Source organism: Rhodococcus sp. IEGM 1306 (genome assembly GCF_036541985.1).
Classification (GTDB): Bacteria; Actinomycetota; Actinomycetes; order Mycobacteriales; family Mycobacteriaceae; genus Rhodococcus_F; species Rhodococcus_F qingshengii.
Genome location: NZ_JAZHFF010000001.1, coordinates 469535 through 489948, shown reverse-complemented (window position 1 = coordinate 489948; position 20414 = coordinate 469535). Strand labels below are relative to the sequence as shown.

General features: G+C 62.8%; 20 protein-coding genes. 9 read left to right on the top strand and 11 right to left on the bottom strand.

What is annotated here, in order from left to right:
* The first annotated feature begins 35 nt into the window (after positions 1-35).
* Both V3587_RS02455 and V3587_RS02450 read left to right on the top strand, forming a co-directional pair.
* Positions 36-593, top strand: coding sequence for a TetR/AcrR family transcriptional regulator (locus V3587_RS02455; protein WP_021332048.1), 558 nt, complete (start codon positions 36-38; stop codon positions 591-593).
* A 208-nt stretch (positions 594-801) separates the two neighbouring features.
* On the top strand, positions 802-2442 hold the full coding sequence (locus V3587_RS02450) for an ABC-F family ATP-binding cassette domain-containing protein (protein WP_283376074.1): 1641 nt from the start codon (positions 802-804) through the stop codon (positions 2440-2442).
* A gap of 68 nt (positions 2443-2510) precedes the next feature.
* On the opposite strand, the gene V3587_RS02445 is transcribed toward V3587_RS02450, so the two are convergent.
* The 6 genes from V3587_RS02445 to V3587_RS02420 form a co-directional block, all read right to left on the bottom strand.
* Complete coding sequence (locus tag V3587_RS02445; RefSeq protein ID WP_030535188.1) at positions 2511-2999, bottom strand: nuclear transport factor 2 family protein; 489 nt, start codon at positions 2997-2999, stop codon at positions 2511-2513.
* Positions 3000-3025: 26 nt separating this feature from the next.
* Positions 3026-4339, bottom strand: coding sequence for an MFS transporter (locus V3587_RS02440; RefSeq protein ID WP_007731424.1), 1314 nt, complete (start codon positions 4337-4339; stop codon positions 3026-3028).
* Positions 4340-4415: 76 nt separating this feature from the next.
* Positions 4416-5873: an FAD-dependent oxidoreductase gene (locus V3587_RS02435; RefSeq protein WP_003940616.1), complete on the bottom strand. Its 1458-nt coding sequence runs from the start codon at positions 5871-5873 to the stop codon at positions 4416-4418.
* Complete coding sequence (locus V3587_RS02430; RefSeq protein ID WP_064443754.1) at positions 5870-6652, bottom strand: SDR family NAD(P)-dependent oxidoreductase; 783 nt, start codon at positions 6650-6652, stop codon at positions 5870-5872. Before V3587_RS02430 ends, V3587_RS02435 begins: the two co-directional genes overlap by 4 nt.
* On the bottom strand, positions 6645-7481 hold the full coding sequence (locus V3587_RS02425) for an SDR family NAD(P)-dependent oxidoreductase (RefSeq protein WP_064113425.1): 837 nt from the start codon (positions 7479-7481) through the stop codon (positions 6645-6647). The genes V3587_RS02430 and V3587_RS02425 overlap by 8 nt, the downstream gene beginning before the upstream one ends.
* A 49-nt stretch (positions 7482-7530) precedes the next feature.
* On the bottom strand, positions 7531-7980 hold the full coding sequence (locus V3587_RS02420; protein ID WP_007731417.1) for a nuclear transport factor 2 family protein: 450 nt from the start codon (positions 7978-7980) through the stop codon (positions 7531-7533).
* A 138-nt stretch (positions 7981-8118) separates the two neighbouring features.
* Here V3587_RS02420 and V3587_RS02415 point away from each other — a divergent pair, with 138 nt between their 5' ends.
* The 6 genes from V3587_RS02415 to V3587_RS02390 all read left to right on the top strand — a co-directional run bounded on the left by V3587_RS02415 (position 8119) and on the right by V3587_RS02390 (position 13552).
* On the top strand, positions 8119-8841 hold the full coding sequence (locus V3587_RS02415; RefSeq protein ID WP_283376073.1) for an IclR family transcriptional regulator: 723 nt from the start codon (positions 8119-8121) through the stop codon (positions 8839-8841).
* Positions 8842-8955: 114 nt separating this feature from the next.
* Positions 8956-9921 (top strand): pirin family protein, encoded by a 966-nt coding sequence (locus V3587_RS02410; protein ID WP_007731415.1) that lies wholly within the window; start codon positions 8956-8958, stop codon positions 9919-9921.
* Position 9922: 1 nt separating this feature from the next.
* On the top strand, positions 9923-10669 hold the full coding sequence (locus V3587_RS02405) for a pirin family protein (RefSeq protein ID WP_283376072.1): 747 nt from the start codon (positions 9923-9925) through the stop codon (positions 10667-10669).
* Between the two features lie 115 nt (positions 10670-10784).
* Entirely contained in the window at positions 10785-11567 is a 783-nt protein-coding gene (locus tag V3587_RS02400; protein ID WP_003940511.1) for a pirin family protein, read from the top strand.
* Positions 11568-11611: 44 nt separating this feature from the next.
* Positions 11612-12538, top strand: a complete 927-nt coding sequence (locus V3587_RS02395) for a PaaI family thioesterase (RefSeq protein ID WP_064443751.1) — start codon at positions 11612-11614, stop codon at positions 12536-12538.
* Positions 12539-12604: 66 nt separating this feature from the next.
* Complete coding sequence (locus V3587_RS02390) at positions 12605-13552, top strand: intradiol ring-cleavage dioxygenase (RefSeq protein WP_283376071.1); 948 nt, start codon at positions 12605-12607, stop codon at positions 13550-13552.
* A gap of 16 nt (positions 13553-13568) precedes the next feature.
* Here V3587_RS02390 and V3587_RS02385 read toward each other — a convergent pair whose 3' ends face one another.
* From V3587_RS02385 to V3587_RS02375, 3 genes are read right to left on the bottom strand one after another with little or no spacing between them, the layout of a single operon-like run.
* On the bottom strand, positions 13569-15929 hold the full coding sequence (locus V3587_RS02385) for an ATP-binding cassette domain-containing protein (protein WP_007731409.1): 2361 nt from the start codon (positions 15927-15929) through the stop codon (positions 13569-13571).
* A 52-nt stretch (positions 15930-15981) separates the two neighbouring features.
* On the bottom strand, positions 15982-16392 hold the full coding sequence (locus V3587_RS02380) for a VOC family protein (protein ID WP_003940539.1): 411 nt from the start codon (positions 16390-16392) through the stop codon (positions 15982-15984).
* Positions 16393-16397: 5 nt separating this feature from the next.
* Positions 16398-16847 (bottom strand): helix-turn-helix transcriptional regulator, encoded by a 450-nt coding sequence (locus V3587_RS02375; RefSeq protein WP_030535180.1) that lies wholly within the window; start codon positions 16845-16847, stop codon positions 16398-16400.
* A gap of 112 nt (positions 16848-16959) precedes the next feature.
* Here V3587_RS02375 and V3587_RS02370 point away from each other — a divergent pair, with 112 nt between their 5' ends.
* Positions 16960-18918, top strand: coding sequence for a M13 family metallopeptidase (locus V3587_RS02370; protein WP_007731407.1), 1959 nt, complete (start codon positions 16960-16962; stop codon positions 18916-18918).
* Between the two features lie 67 nt (positions 18919-18985).
* On the opposite strand, the gene V3587_RS02365 is transcribed toward V3587_RS02370, so the two are convergent.
* Both V3587_RS02365 and V3587_RS02360 read right to left on the bottom strand, forming a co-directional pair.
* The gene (locus V3587_RS02365; RefSeq protein WP_003940244.1) at positions 18986-19312 is read right to left on the bottom strand and encodes a YnfA family protein; all 327 of its coding nucleotides are present in this window, start codon (positions 19310-19312) and stop codon (positions 18986-18988) included.
* 16 nt (positions 19313-19328) lie between these two features.
* A complete protein-coding gene (locus V3587_RS02360) occupies positions 19329-20414 on the bottom strand; it encodes an ABC transporter ATP-binding protein (RefSeq protein ID WP_054187729.1) in 1086 nt (361 codons plus the stop codon).

The window sequence follows — 20414 nt, the reverse complement described above, 5'->3', positions numbered from 1 at the left end:
CGACGCGAAGCCTGTCATACAGGGAAGATGCGTGCATGAGAACTCCGGTTACCCGTGAACGCGTGATCGCTGCCGCAGCCGATCTGGTCGACAGCAAAGGCGCCGACGCTCTGGTACTGAGTCAACTCGCCGAGACCCTCGACGTCCGGCAGTCAGCGCTGTACAAACACGTCGACGGGGTCGACGACGTCCACCATCAACTCAGCCTCCTCGCACGCAGCCTTCTCGCCGAACAACTGCGTGCCGCCGCGGTCGGTCTCTCGCGCGACGACGCCGTCATGGCGCTCGCGGACGCATGGCGTGCGTTCGTCCGAGTACACCCCGGGCTCTACGCCATCACCGACCGCTACCCCACTGCTCCGCATCCCGATCTGGTCTCCGCCGTCGGCGAGGTGGTCGACGTCATCAACAAGGTGATCGCGGGATACGGTCTGAGCCCGGATGATTCGGAGCAGGCGGCGTGGTCTCTTCGCAGTGCGCTGCACGGCTTCTGCATCCTCGAATCGGTAGAGGGACAACCGGCCGGCACCGACCCGGATCGGGTGTATCGACGACTGGTCGAACTTCTCTGCGCCGGTATTGCTCGTATGTAGATACCGGCTCCTGTTATCGTCGGATGAAACAACACAGACCAAGAAGGATCAGACATGGTTGGTGAACTCGACATCTCCGGATAAAACCGGGCATGACGGCCACCGGCAGACGCCTCGGAGCGCTGCCGTCGTGGCCATGTTGTCGTTCACTTACCCGACTCTTCGCGGAGCAGCGTTGCCGCGCCCGCACAACACCTGAGGTCTATTCATGTCCGATACCTACATCGTTTGCTCGAATCTGTCTTTTGCCTGGCCGGACGACACTCCGGTCTTCGACGAATTGTCATTCACCGTGCCCGGCGGCCGAACCGGGCTGGTGGCCCAGAACGGCGTCGGGAAAAGCACTCTGCTCAGATTGATCGCCGGCCAGTTGCGGCCGCGCGCCGGCAGTGTGTCCGTCGACGGCGTTCTCGGATACCTTCCGCAGGACCTGCCACTGACGGGCGATCTGACCATTGCCGAGGTCTTGGGGATCGCCCCGACGCTCGCTGCGTTGGACGCAGTCGAATCCGGGGACACACGAGAAGAACACTTCACGACAATCGGGTCCGACTGGGATATCGAGGAACGAACGCGAGCCCAACTCGGTCGACTCGGTTTGGCCGACATGACGTTCGATCGTCGCCTCGACACTCTGAGCGGCGGGCAGGTCGTCTCGCTCGGACTGGCGGCGCAACTCCTGCGACGCCCCGATGTCCTTCTCCTCGACGAACCCACCAACAACCTCGACCTGGACGCGCGCCGCAGGCTTTACGACGTTCTCGACGACTGGAGTGGTTGTCTGTTGGTGGTCAGTCACGATCGAGGACTACTCGACCGCATGGACCGCATCGCCGAACTTCACAGCGGCGAGATCAGCTTCTACGGTGGCAATTTCACCGACTACGAAGCCGCGGCACGCTCGGCTCGCGAAGTGGTGGAGAAGAACATCCGCAACGCCGAGCAAGAGGTCAAGCGCGAGAAGCGCGAACTGCAGCAGGCCCGAGAACGTGCTTCGCGACGCGCAAGTAACGCTGCCCGCAATCTCGGGAACGCGGGCTTGCCCAAGATCTTTGCGGGGACCATGAAGCGCAATGCTCAGGAGTCGGCAGGCAAGGCCAACGAGACACACCTCGCCCGGGTCGACGCGGCGAAGGACCGACTCGACAAAGCGGGCCGCGCTCTTCGAGACGACCAGACGATTTCACTCGAATTGCCTGGCACACATGTACCCGCCGGCCGGACGGTGTTCCTCGGTGAGCGAATGCAATTCGCGTTCGGTGATCATGCGATCTTCGCCGACTCCGGAATCGACCTGGCCATTCGAGGACCGGAGCGTATCGCGTTGACCGGGCCGAACGGCGTCGGAAAGTCGACGTTGCTACGCATCGTCAACGGGGGTGTGGCGCCGACTTCCGGTGAGATCACGCGAGCCGACGGTCGAGTGGCATACCTGTCGCAGAGGCTCGACCTACTCGACCCCGCACGCACCGTCGCAGAGAACTTTGCCTTGTCTGCTCCAGGCCTACCGGCACCGGAACGCATGAACATCCTGGCGCGCTTCCTCTTTCGGGGTGCGGGTGCTCATCTTCCCGTCGCTGCACTCTCGGGCGGTGAACGACTGCGGGCTACATTGGCGTGCGTTCTCTTCGCCGATCCGGCCCCGCAGCTGCTTCTTCTCGACGAGCCGACCAACAACCTCGACTTGGTGAGCGTTGCTCAACTCGAAAGTGCCCTGAATGCATATCAGGGGGCGTTCGTGGTGGTCAGCCACGACGAGAGATTCCTGGCCGAGGTCAAAGTCGAACGCTGGCTCAGGCTCTCGGACGGCCGTTTGACCGAGGTCGCCGCACCGGGCGCAGTGAGCTGACACGAGAAGTGAACAGGCGAAAGGCCTTCACACACGATGTGTGTGAAGGCCTTCGTCTGCACTACTGGTCAAGGCGTCCTGGTGTACACCGGATCGTCGAAGGATCGACGTTGCGTCACCCAGTCCGTGGACAGGATGTTCTCGATCACGTCTTCACGGGATTCGTCGAACACGACAATCCGATCGGCGATTCGCCATTCACCGTGGCGCCTTTCGAACCTGTCGACGTAACGGCATTTGATCGTCGCAAGCGTCTGCACCGTATCCGTACCGGAACGCTCTTGCCGCAGAAAGCACAAACAGTACGACTCGCACTGAGCGACATCGCCGTTGACGTCGATCAGTATGTTGGAAATGCAGTGAATCGACGAGTCGATCGTCTTGTGTCTGAGCTTCATGTCTTCGATCAGCCCGTCGACGGTTCCGATGTAACCACCGTGGTTGTCTATCGCGTCGTCGAAGTAGCAGAGGGCCACGCTGTCGAAATCCTTCCGATCGACGGCCCGAGCGTAGCGATACAGAACTTCGGTGATTTCTTGCTTGTCAGCGAGGGACACGGTCAGGCTCCTGTTCTACCCGATGATCAATCAACCTGCAGTTCAACACCCTTGGTCTCCTTGATGAAGAAGACCGTGACGAGGGTGATCACCGCACAGAAGACGAAGTATCCAGCCGGAGCGAGAGAGTTACCGGTCAAGCTGATGAGATAGGTGGCGATGAAAGGCGCGGTGCCACCGAGGAACATGTTGGTGACGTTGTTACCCAATGCCAGACCGCTGTACCGCACAGATGCTTTCAGCATTTCGACATAGGTCACGTACGAAGCACCGTTGACAACGGAAACGCAGATGAAGAGCACTGACTGACCGACAACCGCCTGCCAGATGCCAGAACCGGCCATCATCATGAACATCGGGATTCCGAGAACCACTGCGGCGGCACTACCGGCGAACAGCACCGGCCGACGCCCGTACTTGTCTGCCATGTATCCCGAGATCGGCAACGTGATGACGCCGAGAACCAGTGCAAGAGAAGTGGAAAGGAAAGCAACGCGCGACGAATGACCGCCGGTGGTCTGCAGGTACGTCGCGGCATACACCGAGGCGATGTAGTAACCGCCGGTGATGAGTGCGCCCAGCAGGATGATCTTGACGACGCTGCCACCGGAGGTGCTGAGCAACTCACGGATGGGAAGCTTCTTGGTCTCACCCTTGTCCTGCAGTTCTTCGAACTGAGGAGTGTCTTCCATCTGGCTGCGGATCCAGATACCGATGCCACCGATCAGCAGGCTGAGCAGGAACGGGATACGCCAAGCCCATTCGAGGATCTGCTCTTGCGAGAACACCGACGTCAGGCCGAGGGCCATGAGCGAAGCTGCCAGCGAACCCAGGTAGGTGCCGGTATTGACCATCGAGGTCTGCGTCGCACGCCACCGTTTGGGAGCGGACTCGGAGACGAACGCGTTGGCGCCGCCGAGTTCACCGCCGGCCGCGAAGCCCTGCAGGCAACGAGCCAGAACCAGGATGGACGTCGCCCACACACCCAACGTGGCGTAAGTCGGCAGCAGGCCCATTCCGGCTGTCGCGAGAACCATCAGGAGGATGGTCCAGGACAGCGCGTTCTTGCGGCCGTACTTGTCGCCGATGTGGCCGAAGAAGATGCCGCCGGGCACGCGTAGGAAGAAGGCCACGGCGAATGCTGCAAAGGTACCGAGCAGTGCTGCGTTCGGGTCATGGGAAACGAAGAACAGCGCGGCGATCGTCGTGGCCATGTATCCGTAGATACCGAAGTCGTAGTACTCGACGACGGTACCGACGATGGCCGCGCGAATTACCTTCGTCGTCGACTGTCGTTCGGTTGCCACGCTGCTGCCCTCGGTGGATTCGGCTCTCGCCATGGTCTCATTCTCTGACATGTTGTTCCCTGCCTGGATTGGATACTGACTGGATTCGGTGCCGCGCAGACGTCGGACGTCAGGAGTGCGCGATGGAATGGACCGGTGCGCTCTCAGCGCTGGTCCTGGTGTAATTCGCCGCATTACGTCCCGCTACGCGGCCCATGGTCAAAGCGTTGGCAACCGCATTGCCGCCGCCCACGTATCTCAGTCCGAGGATTCCGGCGCCGGCCTCACCTGCGGCGTACAGACCCTCGATAGGTACTCCGGTGCTGCCGAGCACGGCCGCATCGGTGTTGATCTCCATTCCCGCATGCGTACAGACGAGCTCTGCCGGAAGGATTTTCGCGGCATAGAACGGAGCTGTCGCAATAGGATCCGGATTGCCGACGGCACCCTTGTTCCGCAACGTGCGATGGCGGAGGAAGTCGTCGTCGTGACCGCTGGGCAGTTGGTCGTTCCATCGACGCAGGGTTTGCGCCAACGTCGCAACCGGAACACCCGTAGCCACTGCGAGGTCTTCGATCGTGTCCGCACGAATCGTGCCACCGGCGGCAACTTCTTCCTCGATGCGTTCGGGATTCCAATCCGCATATCCTGGAGCCAGATTCACGCGAGCGTTCTCGTCGAAGATCATCCAACCGTATCCACCCTGATGGTCGATGATGCCGGTCGAGACCGCGTACGAGCTGTCCTCGTCCATGAAACGACGGCCGTCCTGGTTGACGTAGATCCGCGACTTCGGCGGAAAGCCGGCCTGCCAGTGGTGGAATCGCTGGAAGTAGACGGTGGGCAGCATCAGACCCCAGCCGTCGCCCGCCAGGGAAGCACCGAGGTCTTCGGCAAAACGAAGATGGTCTCCGCGGCTCCCCTCGGCTGCGACGACGAACAAGGCCTCTCCGGCCTTGTTCGCGTCCGGGAAGTGGCGTTCCACCAAACCCGGATCTTGCGCGAATCCACCGGAGGCAACAACGACGGCGCCCGCAGGCACCTCGATGTCGTCGGCGACAACGCCGACAACCCGACCGTCTTCCTCGATCAGCTTCTGCACCCGTGTTCCGAAGATGACCTCGATCCCGTGCTTACGACGAGCCTTGTCCAGCACCTGAATCAGTCCGTATCCCTGATCCTTGGGCACGTGGCCGCGCCAGACGTCCTCGACGCCGGCTTGGGCGAGTCCCGGCTGGTGAGCGTTACCTGAGATCGCCGCGGGAATCTCGACGCCGAGTCCGATGAGCCATTCCAGTGTCGGACCGGCGTTTTCGCAGAATGCACGAATCAATCCGGGTGAGAGCATCCACTGGTTGAGGTCCATGTAGTGCTGGAAGAACTTCTCTGCCGAGTCGTCGACTCCGAGGCCGGCCTGCACGCTCGTTCCGGCGGCCGTGAAGATACCGGCCGACAGCGCGGTGGATCCACCGAGTTCGGTTTCGGATTCGAACAGCAGAACGGATGCGCCTTCTTCAGCTGCCGACACCGCAGCGGCGAGACCTGCTCCGCCGCCACCGATGACAACGACGTCCCAGTGTTCGGTCATGAAAGTTCTCCAGTCTCCGCGATGATGCGGTGGTAAAGACCGTTCGACACCAACCCGCCGTCGACAGTGAGTTCCGTACCGGTGGTGTAGGTGGAACTGTTCGAGAGCAGGAACAGCACTGCTTCGGTGATCTCGTCGAGAGTTCCCATGCGTCCGAAGGGAACCGACTTCAGTGACGCGGCGACGAAGTCGTTCGCGCCGCCGAGCAGCGCCGTACCGACCAGTCCCGGGTGCACCGAGTTGACGCGAATCCCCCACTGCGCGAAGTTGCCTGCGGCCGACTTCGACAGACCGGTCAGACCCCACTTGCTCGACGAGTAAGCCGGAGAGAAGTATCCGATCTGACCGGCGATGGACGAGATGTTGACGATCGATCCGCCACCACTCTCGCGCATCAGCGGCGCCACCGCCTTCATACCGTAGAACGGGCCGAAGAGGTTGATCTTCATGGTCAGCTCCCAGATGTCGTTCGGGGTGTCCATGAATTCGAGCCGACGCGAGATACCGGCATTGTTGACCAGTCCGCCGAGTTCCCCACGGGTGGTGCGAATTTCGTCGACAACCCGGTCCCAGGCCTCGGCATCGGTGACGTCGAGAATATGAGCGGATGCCGATCCGCCTGCGGCGACGATGTCGTCGACCACGCCGGATGAATCCGAAATATCGGCAATGCAGACATGCGAACCGCGCGCGGCGAGAGTGCGCGCGTGATGCGCCCCCATCCCGGCAGCACCGCCGGTAACGAGAACGACGCCGGGATATGTCGTGGACTCAGACATGCCGCGAACCACCGTCCACCGCAATGCTGTGCCCGGTGACGTAACGCGCGCTGTCCGAGAGCAGGAACAGCAGCGGGCCGAAGACCTCTTCGGGCGAGCCCAGACGATGCAGTGGTACCGCGTCGAGTGCGTTCGCGAGCGCGATCGGATCTTCCTGGACCCACTTCGTCATCGCCGTGTCGATGTAGCCGGGTGCAATGGAGTTGACCCGAATACCCTTGTCGCCGAACTCCACTGCGAGAGACTCCGTGAGGTGCGCAACGGCAGCTTTCGACGTGCAGTATGCGCCTCTCCCCTTCCGCACACGCAGCGCAGACACCGAAGACATGTTGACGATGGCGCCGCCGGGACCGAGGTGACGTGCCGCCGCCTGAGCACCGTAGAGCACTCCCTCGACATTGACACTCAGCGTTGCGCCGATCTGCTCCGGGGTGATCTCCTCGGCCAGCGCAAACGGGAAGATACCCGCATTGTTGATCCAGAAATCAACCCGGCCGAACTCCTTCAACGCCAACTGCGCAAGCAATTCATGCTCGTCGGGCTTGGTGACGTCGACCCGAGCTCCGACGACGCGACCCGGGTTGTCCGCCAGTGCATTCGATTCGAGGTCCGTGTTGATTCGTGCGGCCGTGGCGAGCATCTGCTCTTCGTTGATGTCGGCGCCGACGACATGTACGCCGCGCGTTGCCAGTCCTTCGGCGAACGTCGCACCCATACCCTGAGCCGCGCCGGTCACCACTGCGACCTTGCCTGCCAACTCCGGGTACACCGCCGACATCTGCGTCACAACGGTACGGCCCGGGTTCGTCTGGTCAGAGCTTTCGGTCATGATGTACTTCTCCTACTGAATATTGTTGTGCAAGAATCATTTCGGTACTTCAAGCTTGTTCGGACGCTCGGGGCGCGTCGTCGCGAGAAACGGTGCGGCGGGCGATCTTCCACTCCTCACCGACCCGAACCACGTGATCTGTGACAGTTGTCATCCGCACCAGTCGCGAGTCTCCGCCGCGAGCGGTGGCAACGATCTGCAGGTACCCGTGCACTGTGAGAGCACTCTCGTCCACCGCCTCGACGACGAGGTTGGTCAGAACGTGGCGATGCACTTCGTCGGCGGCTTCCGCCGCAGCGAAGAAGCGAGCAGCAAAAGCCGCAAGGTCGTCGAAACCGACCACGGGTTCCGGATAACTGGGGGAATGAAACTCACCGCCATCGGTGAATGTCTGCGCCCAATCCTGCTGGCGCCCAGAGTCTATGCAATGACTCTGGTGGCCGTACAGCTGGTGGATTGCGGCAACATCCTCCGTTGCCACGACGCTGTAGTTGCTCATGAAGGTTCTCTCCGAACACGCTGTGCTGCATCCACCCGAAGGTTGTGCAGCTCCGTAAAGTGTGCGATAATCGCACACACTGTGCGATATGTTCAAAGCGTAGGTGGCATACCTCACAAACGTCAAGAAGGGGATTTGATGTCAGAGCTGAGCGAGGAACACCGACCGCGCAAAAGCGCAGTTCAAGTGGACTCGAGCATGTCGAAAACGCTGCACCACGGACTCGAGATCTTGGAACTCCTGACGTCCTATCCGCACGGTTTGTCAGTCACGGACATTGCCGACGGAGTGGGAGTCCACCGGACTGTCGCACATCGGTTGATCCGCACGCTCGAGGCTCATCACCTGTGCCGCAAGGACTCCTTCAAGCGCGTCACTCTCGGCGCCGGCCTGGTCACCCTCGCCGAACCGGTGGAACAGGATTTGCGCACTCTCGCTCGCCCGATACTTCAAGAACTTGCCGAGGCCACCGAGGCGACAGCGCACCTGGTGGTCCGCGAGAGTGATACCGAAGTGCGCGCGCTGATGGTGGTCGAACCGCGCAGCGCCAAGGTTCACGTCGCGTTTCATCCAGGGCAGGTCGATCCGATCGACCGCGGCTCCGCCGGGCTTTCCATCCTTGCCTCACTCCCGCCGACGAGCGGGGAACGAGAGGAAGTGACGGCGGCACGCGCACGCGGCTACGCAGTGACCGTCGGCGAGGTCATCCCGTCCGTCCTGGGAATCTCAGCGGTGATCCCCGGCCGACGCCGCGACGCCATCTCCAGCCTCGGAATTTCCGTCTTCGACTCCGAGGACCAAGCAGCGCTGGGCGCCGAGGTCATGGCAGCGGCAAAAGCCCTCGGCAGCATGTTGCACTGATCCGAACACCAGTCGAGCCCCGGGAATACCCGGGGCTCGACTTTGTTGACTCCGAATGAGATAGTTGAACAATCAACTACCTGACATCAGCTTCACGGATACAAGGAGTACGACATGCCTGCTGTGACAGTCGAGAACATCTTGGCCCTGCCCCGTCTCGACGAGCCGGCAGAGTCAGCAGTCGACCGCCCCGTCAAGAGCATCACCACCGCACCGGTCGGATACGAAGGTGAAGGCTTTCCCGTTCACCGCGCCTTCGCCGGCATCGACCTCTCCGCCCTCGATCCCTTCATCCACATGGACCAGATGGGCGAGGTCAACTACGCACCCGGAGAACCCAAGGGCACACCGTGGCACCCGCACCGCGGCTTCGAAACCGTGACCTACATGATCGACGGCATCATGGAGCACCAGGACTCCAACGGTGGCGGTGGCATTATCGGCGGCGGCGACACCCAGTGGATGACCGCGGGTGGCGGCATCCTCCACATCGAAACTCCGCCGGAGCACCTCGTCCTCAGCGGCGGCCTTTTCCACGGCGTCCAACTGTGGGTCAACCTGCCTCGCGACAACAAGATGGCATCTCCGCGGTACCAGGACATCACCGGTAACAAGGTGGCCCTGCTTTCCTCGCCGGACGGCGGAGCCTTGGTACGCGTCATCGCCGGAGACATCGCCGGCCACGCCGGACCTGGTTCGACGTACACACCGATCGCGCTCTCCCACACGACTGTGGCCCCGGGTGCGAGCCTGACGCTTCCGTGGAACCCCGAGTTCAACGCGATCGTCTACGTGCTCGCCGGCGAAGGCACGGTCGGGGCCGAGCGTCGGCCCATTCGTGTTGGACAGACAGCTGTCTTCGGACGCGGTGACTCCATCACCGTCGCCGCTTCCGATCGCCAGGATTCACGGACCGAATCTCTCGAGGTATTCATCCTCGGCGGCAAACCGATTCGTGAGCCCATCGCGATGGCCGGGCCGTTCGTCATGAACACCAAGTCCGAGGTCATGCAGGCCTTCGAGGACTTCCAGGCCGGACGCCTGGGATCCATCCCGGCGGCACACGAGACGCTGAGCTGACATGTCGTCGGTAGTCGTCCAGCGAGCTGACGAACGTGCGCATCTCAACTACGGCTGGCTCACGGCGCGTCACAGTTTCCCCTTCGCCGGAAACTTCGATCACGCCGCGTACGCGCACGGACTTCTGTTGGTGAACAACGACGACATCATCGAAGCCGACTACGGTTTCGACACTCATCAGCACCGCGACACCGAGATCGTGACGTGGGTGCTCAGCGGATCTCTGGTTCACCAGGATTCCGCTGGGCACTCCGGGGTCATCCATCGCGGACTCGCGCAGAGAATGAGCGCCGGTACCGGAATCCTGCACTCCGAGCGCAACGATCGCTTCCGGGCCGACGGCTCGCGTGTCACCGAGCCCGTTCACCTCGTCCAGATGTGGATACCCCCGGACGAATCCGGAGTGACTCCGAGCTATCAGGAACTCGACATCAACTCCGAACTCGACGGCGGTGGCCTGATCACCCTGGCGTCGGGGATGCCCGCGCATCGCGACCACAGCGCGATCAGCTTGCACAACAAACATGCGGCACTGCATGTTGCTCGCCTCGAGACCGGTGGGTCGGTATCTCTCCCGGATGCGCCGTACGTGCACGGCTTCATCGCCGGTGGCACTGTCGACGTCGAGGGAGTCGGATTGCTCGGTCCGGGAGATTCGTTGCGACTCAAGGATACTGGCGGTCAACGAGTCGAGGGAATCGGCGATGCGGAGGTACTCGTGTGGGAGATGCACGCGTCGACGAACTGACGACACCACCGAGTACGCCCAATGTTCGGACTACACAGCAGGTTCGTCGTAGGGTGGATGCCGGTAGTGGCGGATCCCGATTGTGGTGGATCCCGGTGGTACAGAAGGAGGAGCCATGGCATCTGGTCGAGCACAGGCCCCACGGACGACACCGCACATCGATGTGCACCGCTCCGGCGATCGCTTGAAATCCCGCGTCTCCTGGCTGGATTCGAAACATTCGTTCTCGTTCGGACAGCACTACGATCCGGACAACACGCATCACGGATTGCTGCTCGTCAACAACGACGACACCGTACTGGCGGGAACCGGTTTCGACACCCATCCGCACAAGGACATGGAAATCGTGACCTGGGTGCTTCGCGGTTCGCTCGTGCACCAGGATTCCATCGGCCACACCGGCGTCATCTATCCGGGACTCGCCCAGCGCATGAGCGCCGGTACCGGAATCATGCACAGTGAGAAGAACGATTCGTGGCGTATCGGCGGCGAACAGCATTCCGACCCCGTGCATTTCATCCAGATGTGGGTGGTACCGGACGAAGGTGGACTGACCCCCGGTTACGAACAGCTCGAGATCGACGACGAACTGCTGCGCGGCGGTCTGATCCCGGTTGCCTCCGGGATGGAGCGCTACAAGGATCATTCGGCGATTCGCATCAACAACAAGAACGCCGCCATGCATGTCGCACGCATTCTGCCGGGCACCTCCGTGAATCTTCCGGGCGCACGGTTCCTGCACGTCTTCGTCGCGCAGGGCACTGCCGAGATGGAGGGCGTCGGCACACTGTACGAAGGCGATGCTGTCCGGTTGAGCGATTCGGGTGGCCAGCAGCTGACCTCCGACGCCGGGGCCGAAGTCCTCGTCTGGGAGATGCATTCACGTATCGGTGGTTGAGACCCGGTCTCGGCAGGACTCGGCGCGCTGGAGATACTCGACAGATGAGCATCGACAACTCCGCCGCGCCCGTCAAGAAGCTTGACCCACTCAACACATTGATGGGTGTGCGCGCCGTTTCGGTCGAGCCCGGGGACCTGGCCTTCGCGCAGGCCGTCGGCGAGCGATTCCACGATCACCGTGGCAAGACCGTGCTCGGTTCCATCGGAGTCATGATCGACGGTGCCATGGGTGGCGCGGTGTACTCGGGACTGACCTCGGGCCATCAGTCCGTGCTCGCGCAGGTCACGGTCAGTGCGGGCGCCGACATCCCCGACATCGCGGACGTCGGTGCCACCGGAACACTCGTGCATCTCGACGACGGCGTCGGACTCGCATCCGGGCAACTTCGCGACGAGAACGGCACCCTTCTGGCAGTGATGGCCGGTCGCGCCATGGTGGTCTCGCGTCCCCCCGTCGTGGGAATCGACGACTACGTGGAGGGCGAGCCGCTGCCCGTCCCGACGCCGGAGAAGACAAGCAACCTGAGCGGGTTGTCCGGGTCCGACGTCGTCGAAGGAATCCGCGACGGCAAACTCGAACGCGGTCCACTCGCCGGTCTCCTCGATCTTGCTGTCGTCGACGTGACCCCGGGTTCCGTCGTCGGTGAGTTCGCACCCGTGGCCTGGATGGCCAACCCGTTGGGCGCCGTTCAGGGCGGTGTCCTCATCTCGGCAGTCGACGCCATCACTGGCCTGTCTGCCCAGACCCTGACCCGCGTCGACCAGGACTATCGCGTCCTCGACCACAAGATCGACTTCCTGCGCTCACCCGACATCGGCGGGCCGGTCTTGCGCGCCGAGGCCTCCGTGATTCGTGCCGGGCGCAGGCTCGCGCTGATCGAAACTCGCATCGTCGACGCCGGCGGACAGGTCTATGTGCGGGCCACTTCGAGCATTCAGATGCTCTCCCAGCAAGTTCACAGCGGATAACCAGTTCCGCACCAGGTCGCCCGTCCACCATTGAGACAACAGCCCACACAATGGAGGTACAGCGGCGTGAACAAAGACATCGAAGCGAGCAGGCTGCGCGTGAGCCGTCGGCGGGCTCTCGCCCTCGGCGGAACCATCAGTCTCGGCGGGCTCATCGCAGCGTGCTCCGGCAACAGTGGCACCGCCACGACGACTTCGGCTGCGGCTGCGTCGACGACAACCACTTCCGGCACTTCCGCCGCGGCCACGTCCGGCGACGCTGTCACCGCACTTCTGGCCAAAGCACCGCAGTGTGTCATGAGCAAGGAAGAGACGCAGGGTCCCTACTGGTTCGACGTCGACTCCATTCGCGGCGACATCCGCGAGGACCGTCCGGGCACCACGCTGCAGGTTGCGATGCGCGTGCAGGACAACAGCCAGTGCAACGTCGACGGCAGCATCGGCGCGGTCAGTAACGCCGTCGTCGAGATCTGGCACTGCGACGCCGGCGGCGTGTACTCCGGCTTCGAATCCGGTTCGCTGAGCGCCAACGGCGGCGGCGGTGGCGGAACTCCCCCGGCCGGCGGAATGGGCGAACCACCGTCAGGCGCCCCCGGCGGAATGGGCGGCGGCATGGGAGGGTCCGGTGAGACCTCCGACGGTTCGTACAGCGTCGGCGACACCGAAGCCACCACCACCGACGACGGCACCTACCTGCGCGGCGCCCAGACCACCGATGCAAACGGCATCGCGCAGTTCACCACGATCTTTCCCGGCTGGTACATGGGCCGCACCACCCACATCCACGTCAAGGTTCACATCGACAAGAAGACGGTCCTCACGTCGCAGACCTTCTTCGACGAGACCCTTCTCGACGAGGTGTACTCGCAGTCCCCGTACAGCGAGCACACCGGTCGTGAGAACAACACGAACAACGCCAGTGACGGCATCTACGACGACACCGGCCTCATGACCGTCGAAAAGCAGTCGGACGGGTCCTACCTCGCCGTCATCAACCTGGGTATCGACGCCTGAGGTAGGAGCCCGGTGGTCAGCTGCCGACGTATGCCGCGAGGTGCTTTCCGGTGAGTGTGGAGCCGTCGGCGACGAGCTCCTCGGGAGTGCCTTCGAAGACGATCCGACCGCCGTCGTGACCGGCTCCAGGGCCGAGGTCGATGATCCAGTCGGCGTGCGCCATCACGGCCTGGTGGTGCTCGATGACGATAACGGACTTACCGGAATCGACGAGTCGATCGAGCAGGCCGAGCAACTGCTCGACGTCGGCCAGGTGCAGTCCGGTGGTCGGCTCGTCGAGGACGTACACGCCGCCCTTCTCACCCAGGTGGGTTGCCAGCTTGATGCGCTGACGCTCACCGCCCGACAGCGTCGTCAACGGCTGGCCGATCGTGAGGTATCCGAGCCCCACGTCGACCAGTCGGACGAGGATCTTGTGCGCAGCGAGGGTCTTGGCCTCACCGTCGCCGAAGAACTCCTCGGCCTCGGCCACCGACATCGTGAGAACCTCGTTGATGTCCTTGCCACCGAATTTGTATTCGAGTACCTCGGCTTGGAAGCGCTTGCCCTCGCACTCCTCGCAGAGAGTGGCAACGCCGGCCATCATCGCCAGGTCGCTGTAGATGACGCCGTTGCCGTTGCACGTCGGGCAGGCGCCCTCGGAGTTGGCACTGAAGAGCGCCGGCTTCACGCCGTTGGCCTTGGCGAATGCCTTGCGAATCGGGTCGAGCAGCCCCGTGTACGTCGCCGGGTTGCTCCGACGCGAGCCGCGGATCGCGCTCTGATCGACCGACACCACGTCTTCGCGTTTCGCGAGCGAGCCGTGGATCAGCGAACTCTTGCCCGACCCGGCGACACCGGTGACCACGACCAGGACGCCGAGCGGTACGTCGACGTCGACGTCCTGCAGGTTGTGTGAGTTCGCTCCACGAATCTCGATTGCTCCGGTGGACTCCCGCACGGTCTCTTTGATTGCGGCCCGGTCGTCGAAGTGACGGCCGGTTACGGTGTCGCTGGCACGCAAACCGTCGACGGTGCCCTCGAAGCAGACGTTTCCGCCGGCGCTACCCGCACCCGGACCGAGGTCGACGATGTGGTCGGCGATCACGATCGTCTCCGGCTTGTGCTCGACCACGAGCACGGTGTTGCCCTTGTCCCGCAGGCGCAGCAGTAGGTCGTTCATCCTCGCGATGTCGTGCGGATGCAGGCCGGTGGTGGGCTCGTCGAAAACATACGTGATGTCGGTGAGCGAGGAACCCAGGTGACGAATCATCTTGGTGCGCTGAGCTTCACCGCCGGAGAGGGTTCCCGACGGCCGATCGAGACTGAGGTAGCCGAGTCCGATCTCCACGAACGAGTCGAGCGTTTCACCGAGCGTCGTGAGCAACGGCGCGACCGAAGGCTCCTTCAGTCCGCTGACCCATTCCGCGAGATCGCTGATCTGCATCGAGCAGGCGTCGGCGATGTTGACGCCCTTGATCTTCGACGACCGCGCCCCCTCGCTCAGTCGCGTCCCGTCGCATTCGGGGCAGGTGGTGAACGTGATCGCCCGCTCGACGAACGCCCGGATGTGGGGCTGCATCGCGTCGACGTCCTTGGCCAGGAACGACTTCTGAATCTGCGGAATCAGACCCGTGTACGTCAGGTTGATGCCTTCGACCTTGATCTTGGTCGGCTCTTTGTAGAGCAGATCGTTCAGTTCCTTCTTGGTGTACTTCTTGATCGGCTTGTCGGGATCGAAGAAACCGCAGCCGCGGTAGATCCGGCCGTACCAACCCTCCATGCTGTAGCCGGGGACCGTGATCGCACTCTCGTTGAGCGACTTGGTGTCGTCGTACAACGCGGTCAGATCGAAATCGTTGACCGCCCCTCGTCCCTCACACCGCGGACACATGCCGCCGGTGATCTTGAAGCTGCGACGCTCTTTCGTCTGACGTCCGCCGCGTTCCATCGTGACCGCGCCTGCTCCGGAGATCGAGGCCACGTTGAACGAAAACGCCTGAGGCGAACCGATGTGAGGCTTTCCGAGACGGCTGAACAGGATGCGGAGCATCGCGTTGGCGTCGGTGGCGGTTCCGACGGTCGAGCGCGGGTCGACTCCCATCCGCTGCTGATCGACGATGATCGCGGTGGTCAGGCCGTCGAGAACATCGACGTCCGGCCGCGCGAGCGTCGGCATGAATCCTTGAACGAAAGCGCTGTAGGTCTCGTTGATCATCCGCTGCGATTCCGCGGCGATCGTACTGAACACCAGCGAACTCTTCCCCGAACCGGAGACGCCGGTGAATACCGTCAGCCTCCGCTTCGGGATCTCGACACTGATGTCTTCGAGGTTGTTCACCCTCGCGCCTTGCACGCGGATCAAATCGTGGCTGTCTGCGGTGTGCAAGGCAGTCATCGTGTCTCCATCTGTCAGTCGATCGCCGACGGTCTCAGCGCAGTTGACGGGCTCAGCGCAGTTCTTGAATACGGATCAGGTTTCCCGCTGGGTCCCGGACGGCGCAATCGCGAACGCCGTACGGCTGCTCGGTCGGTTCCTGGACGACGTCGATGTCGCCGGCCTGAAGCCGCTCGAACGTGTCGTCCAGATCTTTGGTGGCCAGGAGAAGTCCGCCGTAGGTGCCCTTGGCCATCATCTCGATGATGGTGCGGCGCTCCTCGTCGGTGATTCCGGGATCGACGGCCGGCGGATGCAGCACGATGGAGGTGCCGGGCTGGCCGGGCGGCCCCACCGTGATCCAACGCATCCCGTCGTAGCCGACGTCGTTGCGAACCTCGAAGCCGAGCGTGTCGCGATAGAAGTTCAGGGCGGCTTCAGGGTCGTCCTGCGGAAGGAAACTCGAGTGAATGGTGATGTCCATGGCGATCACGTTAATTGCGGCTGCGCGGTCTGCGCTTCTCGATTCCTGATCGGTCTGGTGACTTGTTTGGACACGCAGGACGGCATTCCTGCCGTCGACTGCTCGGCCTCGCGCCGATAGACACTGGGCGGAACCCCCACCAATTCGGTGAACTTGCTGCTGAAAGTGCCGAGAGAGCTGCAACCGACCTCGAAGCAGACGTCCGTGACACTGAGGTCTCCGCGCCGCAGTAACGCCATCGCTCGCTCGATTCGCCTGGTCATCAGGTAGGCGTACGGCGGTTCTCCGTATGCCTGACGGAATTGGCGACTGAGATGCCCCGCAGACATGTTCACTCCCCGCGCGAGCGCCTCCACGTCCAGAGGCCGCGCGTACTCCCGGTCGATACGGTCTCGCACACGTCGTAGTCGCGCGAGGTCCTGCAGGTGCGGATCTGCGGCAGGTCTGCTGGTCACGTATTCGATCGTGCCATGCCATACCGACGTTGCCCAGCACAAGAGATGAACTCGGCGTGGAGCGATCGCGCACACACCGAGCAGTTCGTCATGATCGTGTAAGGATGGAGAAATGACCACGGCTCATCGCTCAGGCATCGACCTCACCCACCTCGACGGCGACACACGGGCGCAGGACGATCTGTTCGTCCACGTCAACGGAAAATGGCTCGCCGAATACGAGATTCCGGCAGACCGCGCAGTCGACGGGGCCTTCCGGACGCTCTACGACAAGGCCGAAGAAGACGTACAGACCATCATCACCGAAGCCGCGGAGTCCAACTCGGCCGCCGGTACCGATGCACAGCGCATCGGCGACCTGTACTCGAGTTTCATGGACGCCGACGCCGTGGAGGCCGCAGGCCTCGGCCCCATCGACGACGAGCTCGACGCCGTCGCCGATGCGCCGGACCGGTCGTCGCTGGCCACCGTGATCGGACGCCACCAGCGCGTCGGCGTCGGCGGTGCCATCTCGCATTACGTCGACACCGATGCCAAGAACTCCGAGCGGTACCTGATCCACTTCAGCCAGTCGGGAATCAGCCTCCCCGACGAGTCGTACTACCGCGAGGACAACTACGCGGAGATCCGCGAGAAGTACGTCGCGCACATCGACAAGATGTTCACCCTCGCCGGCGTCGGCTACGACGCCCAGCGTGTGTTCGAGCTCGAGAAGAAGATCGCGGCCGGGCATTGGGACGTCGTCAAGCGTCGTGACGCAGATTTGAGTTACAACCTGGTGGGCTTCGAGGAACTGACCGAGCAGAACCCCGGTTTGGACTGGGCGGCATGGCTGTCCGGTCTCGGCGCCGATTCGGAGAAGTTCGCCGAGATCGTGGTCCGCCAGCCCGAATTCCTGCACACCTTCACCGCACTCTGGGCGTCGGAGTCACTGGACGACTGGAAGGCATGGGCGGCGTGGAAGGTGCTTCATGCCCGCTCCCCTTACCTGCATTCGGCCCTGGTCGACGAGACTTTCGCTTTCTACGGCACCACACTGTCCGGGACCGAAGAGAACCGTGAGCGCTGGAAGCGCGGGGTAAGCCTGGTCCAGGATCTGCTCGGCGAGGCCGTCGGCAAGCTCTACGTCGATCGACACTTCCCCGCAGAGGCGAAGACCCGCATGCTGGAACTGGTCGCAAACCTGCAGGAGGCGTACCGCCGCAACATCTCCGACCTCGAGTGGATGAGCCCGCAGACTCGTGAGGCTGCATTGGCCAAGCTCGAGAAGTTCACCCCGAAGATCGGTTACCCCGACAAGTGGCGCGACTACGCCGGACTCGAGATCTCGGCAACCGACCTGGTGGGCAACTACCGTCGCGGATACGCCGCCGAGTACGACCGTGACCTGGCCAAGCTGGGCGGCCCCGTCGACCGTGACGAGTGGTTCATGACACCGCAGACCGTCAACGCCTACTACAACCCGGGCATGAACGAAATCGTCTTCCCCGCAGCCATTCTCCAGCCGCCGTTCTTCGACGCGGCAGCCGACGACGCTGCCAACTACGGCGGCATCGGCGCCGTCATCGGCCACGAGATCGGTCACGGATTCGACGATCAGGGCGCCAAGTACGACGGCGACGGCAACATGGTCGACTGGTGGACCGACGAGGACCGCAGCGAATTCGGCAAGCGCACAAAGGCTCTCATCGAGCAGTACAACGAGTTCGAGCCCAAGGAACTGCCGGGCCACCACGTCAACGGCGAGTTCACGATCGGCGAGAACATCGGCGACCTCGGCGGGCTGTCGATCGCGATCGCGGCGTACAAGATCGCGACCGAAGGTACCGAACCTCCGGTCATCGACGGACTCACCGGCTTGCAGCGCGTGTTCTTCGGGTGGGCGCAGGTATGGCGCACGAAGGCCCGTGAGGCCGAAGCGCTTCGCCGTCTGGCCGTCGACCCGCACTCGCCGCCGGAGTTCCGGTGCAACGGCGTCGTCCGCAACCTCGACACGTTCCACGAGGAGTTCGACGTCAAGCCCGGTGACGCACTGTATTTGGAGCCGGAGAAGCGTGTGAAGATCTGGTAGCAGGGGCAAGCCCCTGTGCGCGCTTAGGGACCCCCTGGACTCCCTGAGCGCGCACGGGGCCGAAGGCCTACCGGGCGTACATGATCACCCCGACGCCGACCAGACAGATCAGCGCACCGGCGATGTCGAAACGATCCGGGCGGAATCCGTCCATCACCACCGCCCACAGCAGTGAACCTGCGACGAAGATCCCGCCGTACGCGGCGAGGATGCGCCCGAAGTTCGCATCGGGTTGCATGGTGGCGACCAGACCGTAGAGGCCGAGCGAGATGACGCCGAGCCCCACCCAGATCCATCCCTTGTGCTCGCGAATTCCCTGCCACACCAACCACGCGCCCCCGATTTCGAGCAGCGCGGCGAGTACGAACAGCAACAGCGAACGTGCGACGGTCATGCCGCACACAGTATCGCTACAGACGTACTCCGGTCTCCGCGGAAAAGAAGTACACCTCGCCGGCCTTGGGCAGCAGATGAAGCGACTCCCCCGGTGCCACCGACATCTTCCGGTCGACGCGAATGACGATTCGACCGGATCGGCTCTGCCACTGCGAATCCGGGGCACCCTTTGCATAGACGAACGATTCGGCTCCCAACTCTTCGAGCAGATCGGCATCCACGGCCAGCGAGCCCTTTCGCCACGCTCCCACCAGATCCCACGATTCCGGGCGCACTCCCACGACGACCCGCTCCCGCTCGGACGCCCCGGTGGGCAGCGGAATCCGCAGATCACCGAGCACTGCGACGGTACCCTCGACCGGCGCTTCGATCAGGTTCATGCCGGGCGATCCGATGAAGGCGGCCACAAAGGTGTTGACGGGGTTGTCGTAGAGTTCGCGCGGCTTCGCCACCTGCTGCAAGCGACCGTCCAGCATCACCGCCACTCGGTCCCCCATCGTCATCGCCTCGACCTGATCGTGGGTGACGTAGACCGTCGTGGTGCCGAGTCGACGCTGTAGGGCGGCGATCTGCGACCGTGTGCTGACGCGCAGTTTGGCATCCAGATTACTGAGCGGCTCATCCATGCAGAACACCTTGGGATGGCGAACGATGGCTCTACCCATGGCGACTCGCTGGCGTTGCCCACCGGACAGCTTGGCCGGTTTACGTCCGAGCAGCGGTTCGAGCTCGAGCATCCGTGCTGCCTCGAGTACCCGTTCCCGTCGCTCGGCCTTTCCTACTCCCGCGTTCTGGAGCGCAAAACCCATGTTCTGCTCGACGGTCATGTTCGGGTACAGCGCGTAACTCTGAAACACCATGGCGACGTCACGTGCTCGCGGAGCGAGGTGCGTGACGTCCGTGCCGCCGATCTCGATCCGACCGTCCGACGCGGACTCGAGACCGGCGAGCATTCGCAGGCTGGTGGACTTACCGCAACCGGAAGGTCCTACGAGTACCAGGAACTCACCGTCGGCGATGTCGAGGTCGAGACGGTCGACTGCCGGTCGATCAGTTCCTTCGTAGCGGTGCGTGACTCCCGCGAATTGCACGTTGGCCAT